This is a genomic window from Pseudomonas sp. FSL L8-0168, from assembly GCF_037976155.1.
GTDB lineage: Bacteria > Pseudomonadota > Gammaproteobacteria > Pseudomonadales > Pseudomonadaceae > Aquipseudomonas > Aquipseudomonas paracarnis.
Map to the genome: position 1 here is coordinate 1442064 of NZ_CP150262.1, position 17796 is coordinate 1459859.

13 protein-coding genes and 1 pseudogene are annotated in these 17796 nt (G+C 59.6%); 3 read left to right on the top strand and 11 right to left on the bottom strand.

Features of this window, described 5'->3' with window-relative positions; all coding sequences use genetic code 11:
- The first annotated feature begins 617 nt into the window (after positions 1-617).
- Positions 618-1697: a 3-deoxy-7-phosphoheptulonate synthase gene (locus tag MHH62_RS06035; protein ID WP_032903478.1), complete on the top strand. Its 1080-nt coding sequence runs from the start codon at positions 618-620 to the stop codon at positions 1695-1697.
- Between the two features lie 289 nt (positions 1698-1986).
- Here MHH62_RS06035 and MHH62_RS06040 read toward each other — a convergent pair whose 3' ends face one another.
- The 9 genes and pseudogenes from MHH62_RS06040 to MHH62_RS06080 form a co-directional block, all read right to left on the bottom strand.
- Positions 1987-2409: a hypothetical protein gene (locus tag MHH62_RS06040; RefSeq protein ID WP_014717994.1), complete on the bottom strand. Its 423-nt coding sequence runs from the start codon at positions 2407-2409 to the stop codon at positions 1987-1989.
- Positions 2410-2543: 134 nt separating this feature from the next.
- A pseudogene (locus MHH62_RS06045) lies at positions 2544-6157 on the bottom strand (transporter substrate-binding domain-containing protein).
- A gap of 11 nt (positions 6158-6168) precedes the next feature.
- Positions 6169-6795, bottom strand: a complete 627-nt coding sequence (locus MHH62_RS06050) for a response regulator transcription factor (protein WP_014717992.1) — start codon at positions 6793-6795, stop codon at positions 6169-6171.
- A gap of 289 nt (positions 6796-7084) precedes the next feature.
- Positions 7085-7801, bottom strand: coding sequence for an MgtC/SapB family protein (locus tag MHH62_RS06055; RefSeq protein WP_019821435.1), 717 nt, complete (start codon positions 7799-7801; stop codon positions 7085-7087).
- Between the two features lie 167 nt (positions 7802-7968).
- Entirely contained in the window at positions 7969-10674 is a 2706-nt protein-coding gene (gene mgtA, locus MHH62_RS06060) for a magnesium-translocating P-type ATPase (protein WP_014717990.1), read from the bottom strand.
- 434 nt (positions 10675-11108) lie between these two features.
- A complete protein-coding gene (locus MHH62_RS06065; RefSeq protein ID WP_339232679.1) occupies positions 11109-11708 on the bottom strand; it encodes a GNAT family N-acetyltransferase in 600 nt (199 codons plus the stop codon).
- 11 nt (positions 11709-11719) lie between these two features.
- The gene (locus tag MHH62_RS06070) at positions 11720-12061 is read right to left on the bottom strand and encodes an FKBP-type peptidyl-prolyl cis-trans isomerase (protein WP_032903474.1); all 342 of its coding nucleotides are present in this window, start codon (positions 12059-12061) and stop codon (positions 11720-11722) included.
- 247 nt (positions 12062-12308) lie between these two features.
- Positions 12309-12929 (bottom strand): hypothetical protein, encoded by a 621-nt coding sequence (locus MHH62_RS06075; protein WP_003190361.1) that lies wholly within the window; start codon positions 12927-12929, stop codon positions 12309-12311.
- Positions 12930-13007: 78 nt separating this feature from the next.
- Positions 13008-13976, bottom strand: a complete 969-nt coding sequence (locus MHH62_RS06080) for a hypothetical protein (protein WP_019821429.1) — start codon at positions 13974-13976, stop codon at positions 13008-13010.
- Between the two features lie 203 nt (positions 13977-14179).
- Here MHH62_RS06080 and MHH62_RS06085 point away from each other — a divergent pair, with 203 nt between their 5' ends.
- The gene (locus MHH62_RS06085) at positions 14180-15676 is read left to right on the top strand and encodes a helix-turn-helix transcriptional regulator (protein ID WP_014717983.1); all 1497 of its coding nucleotides are present in this window, start codon (positions 14180-14182) and stop codon (positions 15674-15676) included.
- Positions 15677-15778: 102 nt separating this feature from the next.
- On the top strand, positions 15779-16051 hold the full coding sequence (locus tag MHH62_RS06090; protein WP_003190355.1) for a DUF1652 domain-containing protein: 273 nt from the start codon (positions 15779-15781) through the stop codon (positions 16049-16051).
- Here the strand turns inward: MHH62_RS06090 and MHH62_RS06095 are convergent.
- Both MHH62_RS06095 and MHH62_RS06100 read right to left on the bottom strand, forming a co-directional pair.
- Positions 16014-17207, bottom strand: coding sequence for an MFS transporter (locus MHH62_RS06095; protein WP_339232683.1), 1194 nt, complete (start codon positions 17205-17207; stop codon positions 16014-16016). The two genes, MHH62_RS06090 and MHH62_RS06095, sit on opposite strands and share 38 nt — an antisense overlap.
- Before the next feature lie 88 nt (positions 17208-17295).
- Entirely contained in the window at positions 17296-17604 is a 309-nt protein-coding gene (locus MHH62_RS06100; RefSeq protein ID WP_339232684.1) for an RcnB family protein, read from the bottom strand.
- Positions 17605-17796: the final 192 nt, after the last annotated feature.

Here is a 17796-nt window from a genome sequence, read left to right on the forward strand (position 1 = left end):
GGCTCCCTCGCCACAGGTACAGCGTCGCAGCAACGTTGTGTAGATACCTATGCCCATAGCGGTAAGTACTGCCACGCGATAGAAATTACTGATTGAATCCACCCGCACGCCTCTAGTAAGCTCCCCCCATCATTTGGAGAGCCCCATGTTGCCACTCACCCACACTCAGGTTTGCCCTGCTGCCAGCGCCTTGCGCTCGGTGTCGGCTACCCGTGTGAATGGTTCGAGCGCACTGGCCGGCTTTTATTTTGGGTATTGGTTTAGCCACTGGCGCGCCTGATACCTGAAATCGGCGCCCACTACTCAAGGGGTCGCCTACCAGAGAAATCTAAACCCCCGGTCGGCTCCCCGACCGGGGGTTTTGTTTTTTCAGCGCCTGACAATTTGTTTTTCACGCTCACTTAAAGGAATCACACCATGAACTACGCCACCTATTACCGCTACGACACTTGCACTGCATGGCGATTTAGCCAGCTCCGTTCGGGACAGCCTGCCGCCTCCGACCGGTCACCCCGTGGTGGCAAGCCAACACACGTAGCCGATACGGCCAATTGTCGAACACCCCAGTAGGCCAAGCGTGCGGGAATCGCCCGCCGCTTGCCCAGGAAGCCTTGAATATGAACTCCTCCGTCGCCGCTTTGCCCGTCTCTGCCCTCAACAGCGCCAATGAAGCCCTGACCCAGCGTTTGCCCAGCGCTCTTGAACTCAAGCACCAACTCCCGCTCAGCCCGTTCCTCAACGAACAAGTCCACGCCCATCGCCAAGCCGTGCGCGCCATCCTCAATGGCGAAGATTCACGCTTGCTGGTGATTGTCGGCCCGTGCTCGATCCACGACCCGGAATCGGCCATGGAATACGCGCGCAATCTGAAGAAGCTTGCGCTTGAAGTCAGCGACCAGATGCTGCTGGTGATCCGTGCCTACGTCGAGAAACCGCGCACCACTGTGGGCTGGAAAGGCTTGGCCTACGATCCGCACTTGGACGGCAGCGATGACATGGCCGCCGGCCTGACCCTGTCCCGCCAATTGATGCGTGAAATGCTGCGCCTGGGCCTGCCGGTGGCCACCGAGTTGCTGCAACCCATGGCCGCCGGCTACTTCGATGACCTGCTCACTTGGGTCGCCATTGGCGCACGCACGACCGAATCGCAGATTCACCGCGAAATGGCCAGCGGCCTGGGCATGCCCGTGGGCTTCAAAAACGGCACCGACGGTGGCGTCGCCATTGCCTGCGATGCAATGCGCTCAGCCTCTCACCCGCATCGTCATTTCGGCGTCGACAGCCAGGGCCACCCGGCGATCATCCAGACGCCCGGCAACCCCGACACTCATTTGGTGCTGCGCGGCGGCCATCGTGGGCCCAACTACGATGCGCAAAGCGTGGCCGACGTAAAGCATGACCTGGCCAAGTCCAAAGTAGCGCCACGAATCATGGTCGATTGCAGCCATGCCAACAGCGGCAAGAACCCGCTGCGCCAACCGGCGGTATTCAATGACGTGCTGGAGCAGCGTTTGCAAGGTGATACCTCGCTGGTCGGCATGATGCTTGAGAGTCACCTGTTCGAAGGCTGCCAGCCGCTGAGCGCGTCGATGAAATACGGCGTTTCGGTGACCGATGGTTGCCTGGGTTGGGACGGGACCGAGCAGTTGTTACGCAGTGCCGCCGAGCGTTTGCGGGAACACGGCAAAGCCGACTGATCGGTGAAAAACATTAGATCGGCCTGGAATTTCTGTTTGGCAAACTCCTGCAGTGGGCGGGCATGGGCCGGTAGTGGCGTGTGCTCGATGCCTTCTCTTGCCTGCTTCTGCGAAGATTGAACTGGCCCGTAGATTTCGTGGCATACGGTAAACACGATGCACCCTTGAATCGCCTTCGTGCAGGAGCGAGCTTGCTCGCAAAAAACATCAACGATAACGCGTGCTTCCTGAATAAACGCAGCGCCTGCGAGTTTTTCGCGAGCGAGCTCCTACAAACAATGGCTGTGGACTAGGCCCGGGCCACCGGCATGCGGGACAGCTCTCGAAGCCACGGCAACACCCGCAGGCCGTGGGCGGTCTCGCAGGGGTCGACGATGTCCATGAAGTGTTCGAGGTTGACGTGGTCCGGCACACCCGGCAATCGCACTCGCACAGCCGGCGTTACACCGCAAGGGGCGCCCAGGTCCAGATGCTCGTAGACGAGTACATGACGCACCTGGGGCAGAGGCTCATGGGCTTGGGCCATCAGCCCCGCATTGATTATCAGCACGTCGAAGGGTTCGGCAGGAATGGCAGTGAGAATCCGCACCTCTTCGAATGTTTGCACCGGCACGATCCGGTAATAACCCAACTGGTTGAGCATTTTCTCGATGTACAAGCGTTGCAGATGCTGTTCATCGGCAATCAGGATGGTCAGTGCTTTGTTCGGCATGGCAAACCCCTGGGCAGGCAGTGCTCGGCAGTGAGCGCAGCCCATTCTCCAGACATATGCCGACGACAAAATCAGGCATGTTCCCGGTTTGTGTAAGAGTTTTCCCAAATTTCCCGAATGGCGATCAACCGCAGTCAGGGCTGATTGCAATAAGCTTTCAAGCCACGATGCAAAACATCAAGCGCTTCGTTCACGCCGTCAACCGCGGGCCCCAATGCCTGACGGTCGCGCTGTTCACATGCGGCCTCCAATGCTTCACACCCACTGATCAATAGGTATGCCTTGACCATTCGCGCGCCGCCCTTGGCACGGTGGGCCAGGTCGTGCAGCTTGGCAAAATCTGCCTGGCTTGCCAGGCGTGGCAGCAAGGCACGGTCCTCCCCCAGGCTTTTAAGCAACGGCGCCAACAATCCGACAAGCGCTGCGTGATCATCGCCGGTCAGCGCGACGAGTGTGCTCAAGTCGAATGTCGGAACAGGCTGCGGGCCTGCGTCTGCCAAACGCGAGGCCAGCGCCGACTGCAAGTCGTCAAGCCCGGTTGGCTTGAACAGGCACCCATCCATGCCCGCCTGCCGACAGCGCTCAGCTTCCTCCGGCTGGGCGTTGGCGGTGAACCCCAGCAACAGGCAGGGTTCAAGACCCTGTTCACGCTCTTGCGCGCGAATGTCCTGTGCCAGCTGATAGCCGTTCTTGAAGGGCATGTTGCAATCGGTAATGACGCCATCGAACTGCCCCGCTCGCCACTGCTCCAGCCCTTGCACACCGTCTTCGGCCGTGACGATACGGTGGCCCAGAAAGCTCAACTGTCGAGCCAGCAGCAAGCGATTGGCCGGGTAGTCGTCCACCACCAGAATGCTCAGCGCACGGCCCTCAGGCGCCGCCTCTTGCACAGGCTCAATCGGGGCCGGCAGCGTGGCGGTCAGGCCAGGGCCAACGTCACGTCCACCCGAGTGCCATGCCCCAGCACACTACTCAAGTGCAATTGGCCGCCCATCATTTCGCACAAGCTGCGGCTGATCACCAACCCCAGCCCAGACCCGCTGCGTGCCGACTGCTGATTGTTGCTGCCCTGGATAAACACGCTGAACAGCCGCTGCTGGTCGGCGACGCTAATTCCAATGCCGGTGTCTTGCACCCATAATTGCACGGCCAAGCGATCGCCCTCGACCACCGCCCGTGCAACCAGGCTGACCTGCCCATGGGGAGTGAACTTGATGGCATTGCTCAGCAGGTTCGACACCACTTGCTTGAATCGCAGCGGGTCGACCAGCACTGCCTGGTCAATCAGCGGGTCCAATTCAACCTGCAGCGCCAACCCCTTGGCTCGGGCCAGCCCCTCGAACACCCGTGCGACCGACGCCAACAGCTCATGCAGGTTGGCGGGCTCCAGGGTCAGCGACAAGTGCCCGGACTCGATCCGCGCGATATCGAGAATATCGCCGATCAACTCCAGCATCCCCCGCGAAGCCACCGAGGCCACCTCCAGGGCGTCGCGGTCGACCCGCCCCTGTTCGGCATTTTTCAACGCCAGCTCAATCATGCCGATCACGGCATTCATGGGCGTGCGGATCTCGTGGCTCATGGTCGCCAGAAAGGTAGTCTTGGCGCGATTGGCGGCGTCGGCATCGTCCTTGGCTTCCTGTAGCTGGCCGAGCAACCGGTGCCGCTCGCTCACGTCGACCCAACCGGCAATCATACCCACCACCTTGTCGTCGCCGTCGCGGTACGGCAGCATCCACTGGTAAATGGTCAGCACATCGCCGTTGGGCACCTTGAGTATTCGATCATGAATCTGCGGCTCGCCCCCAGCCATCAAGCGCAGGTAATCCTCATGAAACGACTGGGCCTGTGGCGGGTTTTCGACGTCGGTTTCCACCACCGTCCTGCCGATTACGTCTTCAAGCTTGTAGCCAAACACGTCGAGGTAGGCGTTATTGCAGGCCATCAGCCTCCCTTGGCGATCACGCACGTAAATCGGGTGCGGCGTGCCGTCAATCAATACACTCATGAACCGCATCTGATCGCTCAGCGCCCGCTCGGCCTGCAGGCGCTTGCGAATCAGGCTGCGCAGGTAAATGGCCCAGCCCAGCGTGACGGCCAACAACAGCGCCGCCAACCCAAAGCCTTGAAGAATCACGTTGCGATAGCGCAACCAGTAACTGTCCTCGATGATGACCTCGCTGCGCCACTGGCCAATCAACTCGTCCATTTCCTGCGGGGTGATACTCAGCAGTGCCTTGTCGAGGATCGAATACAACTCCAGTTGACTGCGGTTGACCCCAAAGGTCACGCGTGCAGGCTCGGTGCCGACCGTACTGGTGACACGCAAGCGGTCGCGGTAATACCGGTTGATCAGATAGCGTGCGCTGATCAATGAGTTGACCGCGCCATCGGCGTCACCATTGGACACCAGCGCCATGGCTTGCTGGGGGGTCTCCACGTCGACAAAGATCACGCCTGGAAAATTCTGCGCTATCTCATCGTGCAGCCCATTGCCAACCACCATGGCCAGGCGTTTGCCGACCATGTCCTCCAGCGTGAGCGGGCTGTGCGGACCGTCGCGGGTAACCAGCACAAAGGGGTTGGTCAAGTAGGGCCGGGTAAAGCGCACTTTATCAGCCCGCTCCACGCTAGGCGTGACGACCGCCAGCATGTCCGCCGTGCCCGCGCTGACAATGTTGATCTGGCGCGGCAACGAACTGCCTGGCACCACATCGAACTTCAAGCCGGTACGCAAGCTGATGCGCGACAGCACTTCGGCACTCAGCCCTTCAAATTGGCCTTGATCGCCGATAAACGATAAGGGAAGGAAATCATTGAGCACCGCGACCCTGACCCGTGGATTTTTCTGCACCCAGCGTTGTTCACTGGCGCTCAAGTGCAGCCGGTCAACGCCGATTATGCCCAGGTTACCCCCGCTCCAGCGGCGTAGAATTTCCATCTGCTCGCTGGCGGGAATCGCCTCCAGCGCAGCATTGAGGATGGGCAGTAAACGCGTATTTTCCCGGGTGACGGCAAACGCAAACGGATTGACTTCCAGGCCGGAAAAATCCGCCATGCGTACATTGTTGAGGTGGTTGCGATTGATCAGGTAGTTGCTACTGATGGCATCCCCCAGGTAGACGTCGGCACGACCAAACGCCACGGCACCAATGGCTTCGAAGGTCGAGGCAAACAGTTCCAGCTGGGCCTGGGGGTAAAACGCCCGTACGGCGTCGGGCTGCATATAGTGATACAGCATCGCCACGCGCTTGCCGGCCAGGTCATCATTCAACACTTGGCTGTCACCGCTGCGGGTCACCAGGGTCGGTTGATCGTTGGCATAAGAGCGAGACAACAGCAGTTGCGGATCGGCCGCTTCATAGCCATTGGCGGAACCGAGGAAATCCACCGCTCCCTGCTTCAGGGCCTCGATCACTTCATCGCGTGTGTCGTAACGCCGAACCTCGATGGAGATATGCAGGGCCTGGCCGACCAATGCGGCAAAATCGGCCGTGATACCTTCGAGCTCGTCGTTGTTGTTAGTCAAGTCAAAAGGTACGTAATCGGGCGCCGAGACGCCCATCAGTAATGAGCGCCGCTCACGCAGCCAACGCCAGTCGGCCTCGTCCAGCGTCACTTGCGGGGTTTCGATATGTGAGTGCCCCAACAGCCGCAAAGCGTGAGGCTCTTCGAGGGCCACCGCGATCAGGGGTAACAGGCTCATCCAAAGGACCGTGGCGAACCTCATCAACGCGGTGGTGACCATTTCAGTTCGGATCAGATCAGATGGTTGCGCTGGGCAAACTTGGATAAGTGCACTACCGAGGACATTCGTAACTTCTCCTTGAGTCGAGTCTTGTAGGTACTGATAGTCTTGTGGCTCAGCAGCATTTGCTCGGCGATTTCCTTGTTACCCAGCCCCAGGGCCAGCATCTGCAACACGGTCAATTCACGATCCGACAGGCAGTCGATCATCTGCCGTTCCGTTTCTTGCAGATCGTCGCGACGCACCGAACTGGTCGGCAAACTGGGGAAGCAACTGTAGCCCGACATGATGGCTTTGATAGCCTTTTGCAGCTCATCCAGTTCACCGGTCTTGGCGACGAACCCCATGGCACCGGAACGCATGCAGCGGGTAGAAAAAAACACCGCCAGGTAGGAGGTCAGTACCAGAATCTTGCATGGCAGGCCCAACGCCTTGATGCGGCTGATAACCTCCAACCCGCCTAATTTAGGCATCGCCAGGTCGAGGATAATCAGCTCGGGACGTTGCTCCCTCGCCAACTGCATGGCATCTGCGCCATCCCCTGCCTGGAAAATCTCATCAAACCCCTCCACTTTCAGGAGATATTTGACCGTCGCCCGGATAAACGGATGGTCATCCACAATTAATGCTTTGCTCATAAAACTTCCCTATGTGGACAAAATACCCTTACACATCACACCGGACCTGGGTACCTGTGAGAACTGACAGTTCCGACGAGCGGCGCTGCCTTCTGAGGACGGTAACGAGGCGGTGTCTGGCCCCTTCAATTAACTCAGCATAACCACGGACGCCGGACCTCAACGACCCAACAGCCGCAAGTGCCCAACCTTAGCAACGCAATGATGTTTCAACTGAAGGGATAATCCGGACTACATGTAGGATTTTTCCACAAACAAGCTTAGCCAATCCTGGCCAGCCCAAAGGAGATCAATCGGTGGTACTCGGGCTCCAGAAAGCCTGTACCACCAGGGTTGATGTTGAGAGGCGCGCCACCAGTGCATCCAGTTCATCGCCATCCACCGACGTGGCGGCCAGGATGGCCTCGATTTCCACTTCGTCGCTGCCGAATGGCCGCACATCGACATCACTGGCCGGGTAGTTGCAGCGGGCCAACTCGGCTTCCAGCAATGCCATCACCGCCTGTTGCTGACTGCGGCGCGCAATGACATAGAGGATATTGGTGACCTCTGCCGACACCACGTCCAAGGGTTGGCGGTTGATGTTATTGACGATCGGCCGCAGCAAGGTGTTGGCCGCCAGCACAAACAGCGTGCCCAGCAAAGCCTCGAGGATCAGATCGGCCCCGGCGCAGGCGCCCACCGCCGCCGAAGCCCAGAGGGTGGCGGCAGTGTTAAGCCCGCGTACATTGCCCTCCTCCCGCATGATCACACCCGCCCCCAAAAAGCCGATGCCCGACACCACGTAAGCGACCACGCGCACCGCGCCTTCCGCACCGCCCAGGCGGTTGGCCATGTCGACAAAGATCGCCGCGCCTACCGCCACTAGCACATTGGTACGTAAGCCGGCGGTGCGTTGGCGGTACTGGCGCTCGAACCCGATCAGGCCACCGAGAATAAACGCAGCGCTGAGGCTGACCACGGTGTCGACCAGGGAGTTGAGGTTGATGTTGTTGATTGCCTGCATAAAAAATCTCCATGAATGCAGCGACAAATTGAAAAACACCGCAGGTCCCTGTGGGAGCTGGCTTGCCTGCGATAGCGGTACACCGACCCATGAGTCTGGCGACTGATACACCGTCATCGCGGGCAAGCCCGGCTCCCACAGGGTTTGGCGATGTTGCATGGGATCTGTTACTGCCAGCCAAACCTGCGAATGTAGTAGCCCTTCACTGCCTGAGTCAGCGCCATGTAAGCCAGCAAAATCACCGGCAAGAACACGAAGTACAGCGACGGCAGCGCCTGCAATTTGAAGTAGTGCGCCAAAGGCCCCATCGGCAGGAATATCCCCACGGCCATGATCACGCCGGTCATCAGCATCAACGGCAGCGCTGCACGGCTTTGCAGGAACGGGATTTTCGGCGTGCGGATCATGTGCACGATCAGGGTCTGGGTCAGCAGCCCCACCACGAACCAGCCGGACTGGAACAGCGTCTGGTGGTCTGGAGTGTTGGCATCGAACACATACCACATGAGTGCGAACGTGGTGATGTCGAAGATCGAACTGATCGGCCCGAAGAACAACATGAAACGTCCCACTTCCCCGGGCTGCCAGCGTTGCGGCGTGGCCAGCATCTCGTCATCGACGTTGTCGAACGGAATCGCAATTTGCGAGATGTCATACAGCAGGTTTTGCACCAGCAGGTGCATCGGCAGCATCGGCAGAAACGGAATGAAGGCACTGGCTACCAACACCGAAAACACGTTGCCGAAGTTGGAACTGGCGGTCATCTTGATGTACTTGAGCATGTTGGCGAAGGTGCGCCGGCCTTCCAGCACGCCCTCCTCCAGGATCATCAGGCTCTTCTCCAGCAGGATGATGTCAGCCGCTTCCTTGGCGATGTCCACCGCACTGTCCACCGAAATCCCGATATCCGCCGTGCGCAACGCCGGAGCGTCGTTGATGCCATCGCCCATAAAGCCCACCACATGTCCGTTGGCCTTGAGCAGCCGTACGATGCGTTCCTTGTGGCTGGGGGTGAGCTTGGCAAACACATTGGTGGTTTCCACCGCCAGGGCCAGTTCGGCGTCGCTCATCGCCTCGATGTCGTTACCCATCAGCAAGCCTTGTTGCGCAAGACCCACTTCGCGGCAGATCTTCGCCGTGACCAGTTCGTTGTCGCCGGTCAACACTTTCACCGCCACGCCGTGGGCCTTCAGGGCCTTGAGGGCGGGGGCGGTGCTTTCCTTGGGTGGGTCGAGAAATGCCACATAGCCGATCAGCGTCAGGTTGTTTTCATCCGCCAGGCTGTAGGTATCACGCCCTGCCGGCATCGGCTGCGCCGCTACCGCCACCACCCGCAGCCCTTCTTCGTTAAAGGCTGCGGTCACCTGGCGAATGCGCGCCAGCAGTTCGTCGGTCAGCGCTTCATCGACGTCGCCATGGCGCACGCGGTTGCACACCGACAAAATTTCCTCCACCGCCCCTTTGCAGATCAACAAGTGCGGTTGATGCTGCTCGGCCACCACCACCGACATGCGGCGGCGGTTGAAGTCGAAGGGAATCTCGTCAACCTTGTTGAACGCGGTGCCGACTTTCAACTCGCGATGGATATCCACATGCTCGAGCACGGCCACATCCAACAGGTTTTTCAAGCCGGTCTGGTAGTAGCTGTTGAGGTAGGCCATTTCCAGCACGTCGTCCGACTCCTGGCCCCACACGTCCACATGGCGCGCCAGGAAAATCTTGTCCTGGGTGAGCGTGCCGGTCTTGTCGGTGCACAGCACGTCCATGGCGCCAAAGTTCTGGATCGCGTCCAGGCGCTTGACGATGACCTTTTTGCGCGACAGAAACACCGCGCCCTTGGCCAAGGTCGAGGTGACGATCATGGGCAGCATTTCCGGGGTCAGGCCGACCGCAATCGACAGCGCGAACAGCAACGCCTCGGTCCAGTCGCCCTTGGTGAAGCCGTTGATGAACAGCACCAGCGGCGCCATCACGAACATAAAGCGAATCAGCAACCAACTGACCTTGTTAACCCCCTGCTGGAACGAGGTGGTCGCACGGTCTGTCGCCGTGACGCGTTGCGCCAAGGCACCAAAATACGTGCTGTTGCCGGTGGCCAGGACCACCGCCGTGGCGGCGCCGGACACCACGTTGGTGCCCATGAACAGAATATTTTCCAGCTCCAGCGGGTTGCGCGTGTGGGCGTCCTGCTGGTGGGCAAACTTCTCCACCGGCATGGATTCACCGGTCATCGCCGCCTGGCTGACGAACAGGTCCTTGGCGCTGAGCACGCGGCAGTCCGCGGGGATCATGTCGCCGGCCGACAATACAATCAGATCGCCTGGCACCAGTTGTTTGATCGGCAGTTCAATGCGCTTGGCAGCATCGCGGCGCAGCACCGTCGCGGTGTTGCTCACCATGGCCTTCAAGGCGTCGGCGGCCTTGTTCGACTTGGCCTCCTGCCAGAAGCGCAACAGGGTCGAGAGCACCACCATGGAGAAAATCACCGTGGCGGCCTTCATGTCTTCGGTCAGCCAGGAGATCACCGCCAACAGAGTCAGCAGCAGGTTGAACGGGTTCTTGTAGCAATGCCACAGGTGCACCCACCACGGCAGCGGCTGCTCGTGTTCGACTTCATTGAGGCCGTACTGCACGCGCAGGGCGTCGGCCTCCTGAGTGTTCAGGCCCTCGGTGTGGCTGCCCAGCACGCCCAGCAATTGCACAGTGCTGCGGTTGGCAGACGCCACCAGTGTCTGCGCCAGGCTGGGCGGTACTTCCCGGCTGACACTGGCATCGGTCACGGTCTCCAGCATCGCCAGGCGGCGAAAATGCCGGGCGATATGCCGGGTCCGCAGGAAACCGGCGAAGAACTCTTTGAGCAAAGTGAGGTTCATGGTGTAACTCCTGCGCGAGGAAAAACCGTCGTGCAGGTACTGCCCGTCCACACCGCGCCCGTCACACAGGCACAGCCGAACCTGGCCCGCCCGCCGTAACAGGCAGGCGCGTCCGTAGCATCCAGGCGTTACCCAGGTGCTGGTCAGCGTCGATGAGAGGGAATCAGGCGGGTGCCAGGACTGGTCACCGCCGGGATGCCGCTTCTCGCTTTGTGAGGCGAGACAACGGCATCTGGAAAATGCGCGTTACCTTGCCAAGAGGCCGGTTACCGAAACCGGCCGACGACTGTCACTCGAACAAGTACCCACTGAGGGTCTCCGCTATTGATGAAAACGCGCGAAGCTTACGCCCCGATGTTGGCGGAGTAAACCGTAGGAAAGTGGCAGCCTGGTGAATAAGAAGATTCTTCAGGATGGGTTCAGGAACGCCTTTCTCAACCCCACGTTGGGCAATCCCGTTCGACCAGCGCCAGGTAGTTTTCAATGCTCGCGCTAGCCACAACCTTCACTTGGATAGACACCCTATTCACCTGCCGGCCCATCGTGATCCCCTCACGGGTGCGCACCTGTACATAGCCAAGCCTGGGCCAAAAACGCTCGGCTCTGGTATTGCCCACCACTACCGTCAGCCGTAGCCACTGAGCGCCCTTTGCCACCGCCCACGCCTCAAGGTCGGTGTGCAAACGCTGCGCCAGCCCGCTGCCGTGCCAGCGCGCATGCACCAGCAGTAACCCGATGTGCCACACCCCGGTGGCGAGCCAATCAGCGGCGATATTCACCACGGCGACCAAGTGGCCCTGCGCATCGCGGTAACCCAGCCAGTACAGGCGACTGCAATGCCAGCCAGCGGGCAATTGGCCGCGTAACTCTTCCCGTGCTTCGGTCGGGGTAGCCGGTTCGCCATTCACCGCGATGAAGTAATCGGGTGCCTGTTCAAAAAACTGCTGCAACTCAGCCTCATCGCAACCCAAAAGCTCAACCACCCGAATGCCTTCCAAGGAGCTGCCAGGCAACAGATGTAGATCAACGTCCATGTTCAACCTCTTCAATCCCGCGTCAGCACTTCCAGCAATTCAATCTCGAAGCGCAGGTTACTGTTGGGTTTGATATGCGCGCCCATCGAGCGCTCGCCATAGGCCAGGTGCGCGGGTACATACAACGTGCGCACGCCGCCAACCTGCATGCCCATCAAGCCCTGGTCCCACCCCTTGATCACGCGGCCAGTGCCGATCACGCACTGAAACGGTTTGCCCCGTTCCCAGGAGGAATCGAACACCGTGCCATCTTCCAGGGTACCGGTGTATTGGGTGGTGATCAGCGCGCCCTTGACCACGGCTTTGCCGTCGCCCAGGCGGATGTCGGTGACCTGCAGTTCATCGTTGCTCATGGGTTTCTCATTGAAGGGGTCAAAGGCTGGGGTTTTCCCAGAATCGGATGGGTTTGGCAAGTGCAGGGGAATGGCCAGCGTGATGGTGGACCGTTCGCTGGAATGCATACAGCCGCGTTAACGCAATCCAATGTGGGAGCTGGCTTGCCTGCGAAGGCGGTGTGTCAGTCAATGCATCTGTGACTGCACGACCGCTTTCGCAGGCAAGCCAGCTCCCACAATTGGATCTGCGTGCATCCAAAAGCCTTTACAACCAATGCCAGAACCGGCTCCAGAACCCACGCCCCAACTCATCCTTGCACCCGGCATATTGGCGCGCATACATCTGCGAACGCGCCTGTACCTTGCTCGCTACCGGCGGCAGCCAGGCTTTGCTGGCGTAGGTGCGCTGGCGGTAGCCGCCCCAGCCTTCGTGGTAGTTCAGGTACTGGCCGTAGGCATCGTATTTGTAGACGCCGTTGATGGTGTAGGTCTTGTCCATGTACCAGCCGATAAAGTCGATCGCGTCGTCGAAGTCTTCGCGATCAGCGCCGCTGCGGCCGGTGGCTTTGCGGTAGTCGTTCCATACTTCATCCTTGGCCTGGGCATAGCCGGAAGCGGTGGAGACGCGACCCCAAGGGATGATCCACAGCAGGTATTTACGCGGGGTCTTGGCGTCGTGGCGAAAGCCCGACTCCTGATACATGATGGCGAACGGCACCTGGATCGGTACGCCCCAGCGCTTTTGCGTGACCTTGGCGGCGTCGTACCAGTCGTCTTTTTCGCGCAAGATACCGCAGAGGTCGTTGGGCGTGCGTGGCGGCGAGGTGCCGCACGCCGCCAACAGGGAAGTGAGTAATAACAGTCCGACGGCTTTGCCTGCGCTCAAGGGTCACCTTTGTGGGATAAGGGTAAAATGCCAGTATTTTACCCCTTCACACAGGCGGCGTCCTTGCCGCAGACATCTTTAAGCCAAAGGCACGCGACGGGTAGTCAGCGCGATACGACCAATAAAGAAGCTCAACGCCGCACCCAACAGCAGCATGGCCAAGGTGCTCCAGGCCGCGCGGGACAGTTGCTTGGCAGCGACTTCACCGGCTTCACGGGCTTTCTGTTCAGCCTGCTTTTTCAGCTCATCGACCTTTTGCATGGCTTGCTGATAAGCCTGGGCATAGTTGTCGACGATCTGCGTGGCTTCTTCTTTGCTCTTGCCAGTGCGGGCCGCGACGATGTTGACCAGCGCCTCTTTATCCGCTGCATTCAATGCTGGCTCGCCGGACGCTTTCACACGTTCGAACCATTGCTTGAGCTCATCACCGGCCTGGGCAGGATTGGTCGCTGCATCGGTAGCCGACTGCTTGCCATCGGCAGCTGCCTGATCGGCTTTCTGCTCGACATTGGCAGGGTCCAGTTCAGCCTTGCCGCTCTGCTTGAGCAAGGTATCCAGTTGGCCTTGCAGGCTGTTCCAGTCCAGCTCGATGCCCTGCTCATTCAACTGTTGCTTGATGCTATTGCCAATCCCCGGCGCGGCGGCAGCAATGCCACTGCCCGCAGCAGACAGACCTTTACCCACCACGTTGCCGGCCGTACCGACCACGCTGGAAGCCAGGCCCGCCAACAGCCAAGTGGTGAGCAAGGTGGTCAAGGTCCAGGTCAGCACCCCATGCAGACCGCCACGATCCGGCGCGGTGCGGCCGGCCACGAACGCGCCCAACGCGATGGCGACCAGTGTCGATACAAACAGCCAGATACCCGCACCCGTGCCAAAACCGCTCAACGGGTTGCCCGCTTCCATCGGGTCAACGGCACTGGCGCCAATGGCGGTGCCCAACACACTCAAGACCAGGTAGGTGACCAGTGCGATTGCACTACCGGCCAATACCGAGCTCCACGACACTCGAAACAGCGATCGATTGGTTTCATAGACAGTGGTCATACAAAGGTCCTTTTCAAATTGAGGAGCAAGGCAATGCGCCTTGATGGGTGTGAGTGTGGCGAAACGACATACGTTCAGTCCTGGCCCATATGCACCAGGCGCCCTGGTGCATTCGCACTGCCCCGTGGGCAATTACTCTGCACTATCCTGACGCCAGGATGTCGTAACCCAATGTGCCTTGCCCTGCCCTAATCGGAGACGTTATGACCCAGGATGTTCTCGCCAAAGAAACCAACCGCCGCCAACTGCAGACCATCATCTCGGGACTGTCCGACGGTGTGATTCTGGCCGAGGTCGACCAGACCATTCTGTGGGCCAATGAAGCGGCGTTGACCATGCATGGGGTCAGCGAGGTCAAGGAACTGGGCGCCAATACCGAGGCGTACGCCAAACGCTTTGCCCTGCGCTATCGCAACAACCATCCCTTGCCACTGGACAGCTACCCCCTCAGCCGCGTGGCTGCCGGCGAAGAGTTCAGCGATGTGGTGGTGGAAGTCACACCCGCCGACGACGAACACCGCAGCTGGGTACATCGCCTGCGCAGCCTGGTGCTGACCGATGCCCAGGGTGAACCTGAGTTGCTGGTACTGATCCTCAGCGACGCCACCGAATGGGCCAGCGCCGAGCAACGTTTTGAGAAAACCTTCAACGCCAACCCGGCGCCCGCGGTGATCTGTCGCCTCAGCGACCTGCGCTACATCAAGGTCAACCAGGGTTTTTTGGAGATGACCGGCTACAACCGCGACCAGGTCATCGGCAAATCCGTGTATGAACTGGATGTGCTGGAACAGGCCGAGCGCAAGGACCTGGCGATCCAGCGCCTGGGCGAAGGCGCGACCATCCCGCAGATGCAGGCCGAACTGAGACTGCCCGAAGGTGGCAGCAAACTGGTGATCGTCGCCGGCCAACCGTTGGACATGAACGAGGAAGACTGCATGCTGTTTTCCTTCACCGACCTGGAGCCACGGCGTAAAGCCGAGATCGCCCTGCGCCAGAGCGAAGAACGCTTCGCCAAATCCTTCCGCCTGACGCCCGTGCCGACCCTGGTATGCAGTGCCGACAACCGCCAGGTGGTAGACATCAACGAAGCCTTCATGAGCATCACCGGCTATATCAGCGAGGAACTGATCGGCAAATCCATCGAAGACATCAACTTCATCGACAGCCCCCAGGCCGGCGCGCAGTTGTTCGCCACCCTGGAAAAAGCCGGCAACCTTGAAGGCCAGGACCTCAAGGTGCGCAAGAAAGGCAACGAGGTGATCGACTGCGTGGTATCCGCCGACACCGTGATTATCCAGGACGTGCCCTGCTACCTGATGGTGCTGATGAACATCACCGAGCGCAAACGCTCGGAGCTGGAACTGGTAGCGGCCATCGAGGAAGTCATGCAGGACGCGTCCTGGTTCAGCCAGACCCTGATCGAGAAGCTGGCCAACGCCAAGAGCGTCAACAGCCCCAACCTGCCGAATGTTTCCTTCACCGACCTCACCGCCCGCGAGCGCGATGTATTGGGCCTGATCTGCGAGGGCCTGGCGGACAAAGAGATCGCCTCGCGCCTGAAACTGGCGCCCAACACCGTGCGTAACCATGTGGCCACGGTGTATTCCAAGCTGGGGGTGCACAGCCGTAGTGCAGCGATCGTCTGGGCTCGTGAACGCGGGCTGTTTGCCGGTGATTTGCGCCTGAAAAACAAGCCCTGACCCTGCAAATGCACTAGTGCGTCTAGTGCGAATTCGCCTTATTGAGCGGCGGTGCAAGCAATAACCTTCAAGGGATCGTATTTATGCCTAGAAGGAACCCGCATGTTTACCCTCTCTCAACTGCGCAACTGCATCGAAGAAGGCCTGTCACCGCTGACGTGCGAATTCACCCTGTGCCGGGACGCGTCCTTGACCCTCAAGGTCTATGATGCCGAGACCGGCCGCGTCGACCTGGTGGTCACTGGCATCAGCACCAACCGCCTGCAGACCCCGCAGGAAGTAGCGAAAATGGTGGATGAATTGCGCTACGAGTTGCAAAGCAACAACGTCGGCAAGCTCACGCTGGATGATTTGCCTTTATCGCCGCTCCCATGAAATAAAACACCCCACCTGCGACGATAAACGCCCCCAGCATGTAGAACATGTAATGGGCCGGCAGGCTGGCCAACACCAGCCCACACAGCACCGGCCCCAGCGCGGCACCAAGGTTGGACAGGTTTTGCGCCCCGTAATACATGCCCCGCAGGTGGTCCGGGGCAATTCGGTCGATAAACATGTACTCGGCCGGGAACACGATGATCTCCCCGACGGTGAACACCGCCATCGCCAGCACCCAGCCCACCACGCTGGTGGACAGCCCGAAGCCGATCAACCCCAGCATGAACATGCTCAAGCCAGCGCTCAGCCACTGGCTCAGGTAAGGGTGCGAGATGCGCCGGCCAATCAGGTACTGCAAGGCAATCACTAGCACGGCGTTGGTGGTCAGCACCGCGCTGATCACCGTGTAGGTGTATTCGGCGGTCGTGGTGGTCACCAGGTATTGCGACAGGTAGGCCGTGAACTGGCCGAACACCACCGCGCTGAGTAAACCGCCGAGGGTGAAGCACACCAGGCGACGGTCCTGCAGCAAAACGCGGGCGACGGCAAGGAACGGCAGCGGCTTTTGCGTGGCGTCCACCGTGGCCAAGTTACGGTCACCCCAGCGCCCATACAGCAGAAAAAACCCCAGCCCCAACAGCGCCGACAGAACAAACGGCAAGCTGATATCCAGCTTGGCCACCATCGCGCCAAAGAACGGCCCTACGGCATAGCCGATATTGGTGAGGGTGTACTTGATGGAAAATACTTCGCTGCGCGCGTCTTCGGGCAGCAGGCTGGCGAAGCCGGCTTTCACCGCAATATCAATGACGGCGTAGGCCAGGTTGATCAGGATCAGGCAGCCATAGAACGCCCAGATATTCTGCGCCAGCACCGTACCGATAAACCCCAGCACAAACACCAGGCTCAAGCCGAGCAACAGGCGATAGCTATTGATGCGGTCGACCAGGAAACCGCCGTAGACACTGAGTAGTGAACCGACGATCAGCGAACTGCCGATTACCAGGCCGACCTGGGTAATGTCCAAGGCGAAGTGGCTGGTGAGGTAGATCACGAGATAAGGAAAGGTGATGGCCTTGGCCAGCGTCAGCAGCAACGTGGCGCACAGCAACAGGTTCACGGTGCGGGGGTAGTTTCTGATGGTGGCAAGCATCCTGCTCTCGTTCTTCAAAGGTAACGCGACCATTGCGGTCGGTTACCTTAACGCAAGAAACATGAAGCGAGCAGGTGCCCCGGCGGAATTATTTCTTGACTGGCGTAATCTCGAGGATGGTGCCGTTGGTGGTCTTGAGCAGGACGTACTTGTCACCTACACGCGTCCATTGGCTTTCTTCTTCGGGCTGTTTGAGCCCGCGTTTTTTCCAGTCTTTAATCGCTGACTCCTCGCGCATCAAGATGTCCGGGGCGCGATCACCCTCTTTCAAGTCACGGGCGTTGATGTTTGAAGGTTGCACGGTTTCCTGAGGGGTATCGCCGGCCTGCACGACAGCGCTGACGGAGGAAAAGCTGGCAGCGACCAGCAGGCAAGCGGCTAAGGTTTTCGACTTCATGGGTGCTCCTTCAATTAATGGTGCGTACCCAGGTTCCGACCGCGGCGGCGCGCAATCATTCAGCCGTATTTCCCTGCGGACAGAGATTGCTCCCGCTGGGCTGCGCAGCGGCCCCAACCCATTCACCGCATGTTTTCAGTGGGTACGCGGTCGGGCTTTTTGGGGCCGCTTCGCGGCCCAGCGGGAGCAAGC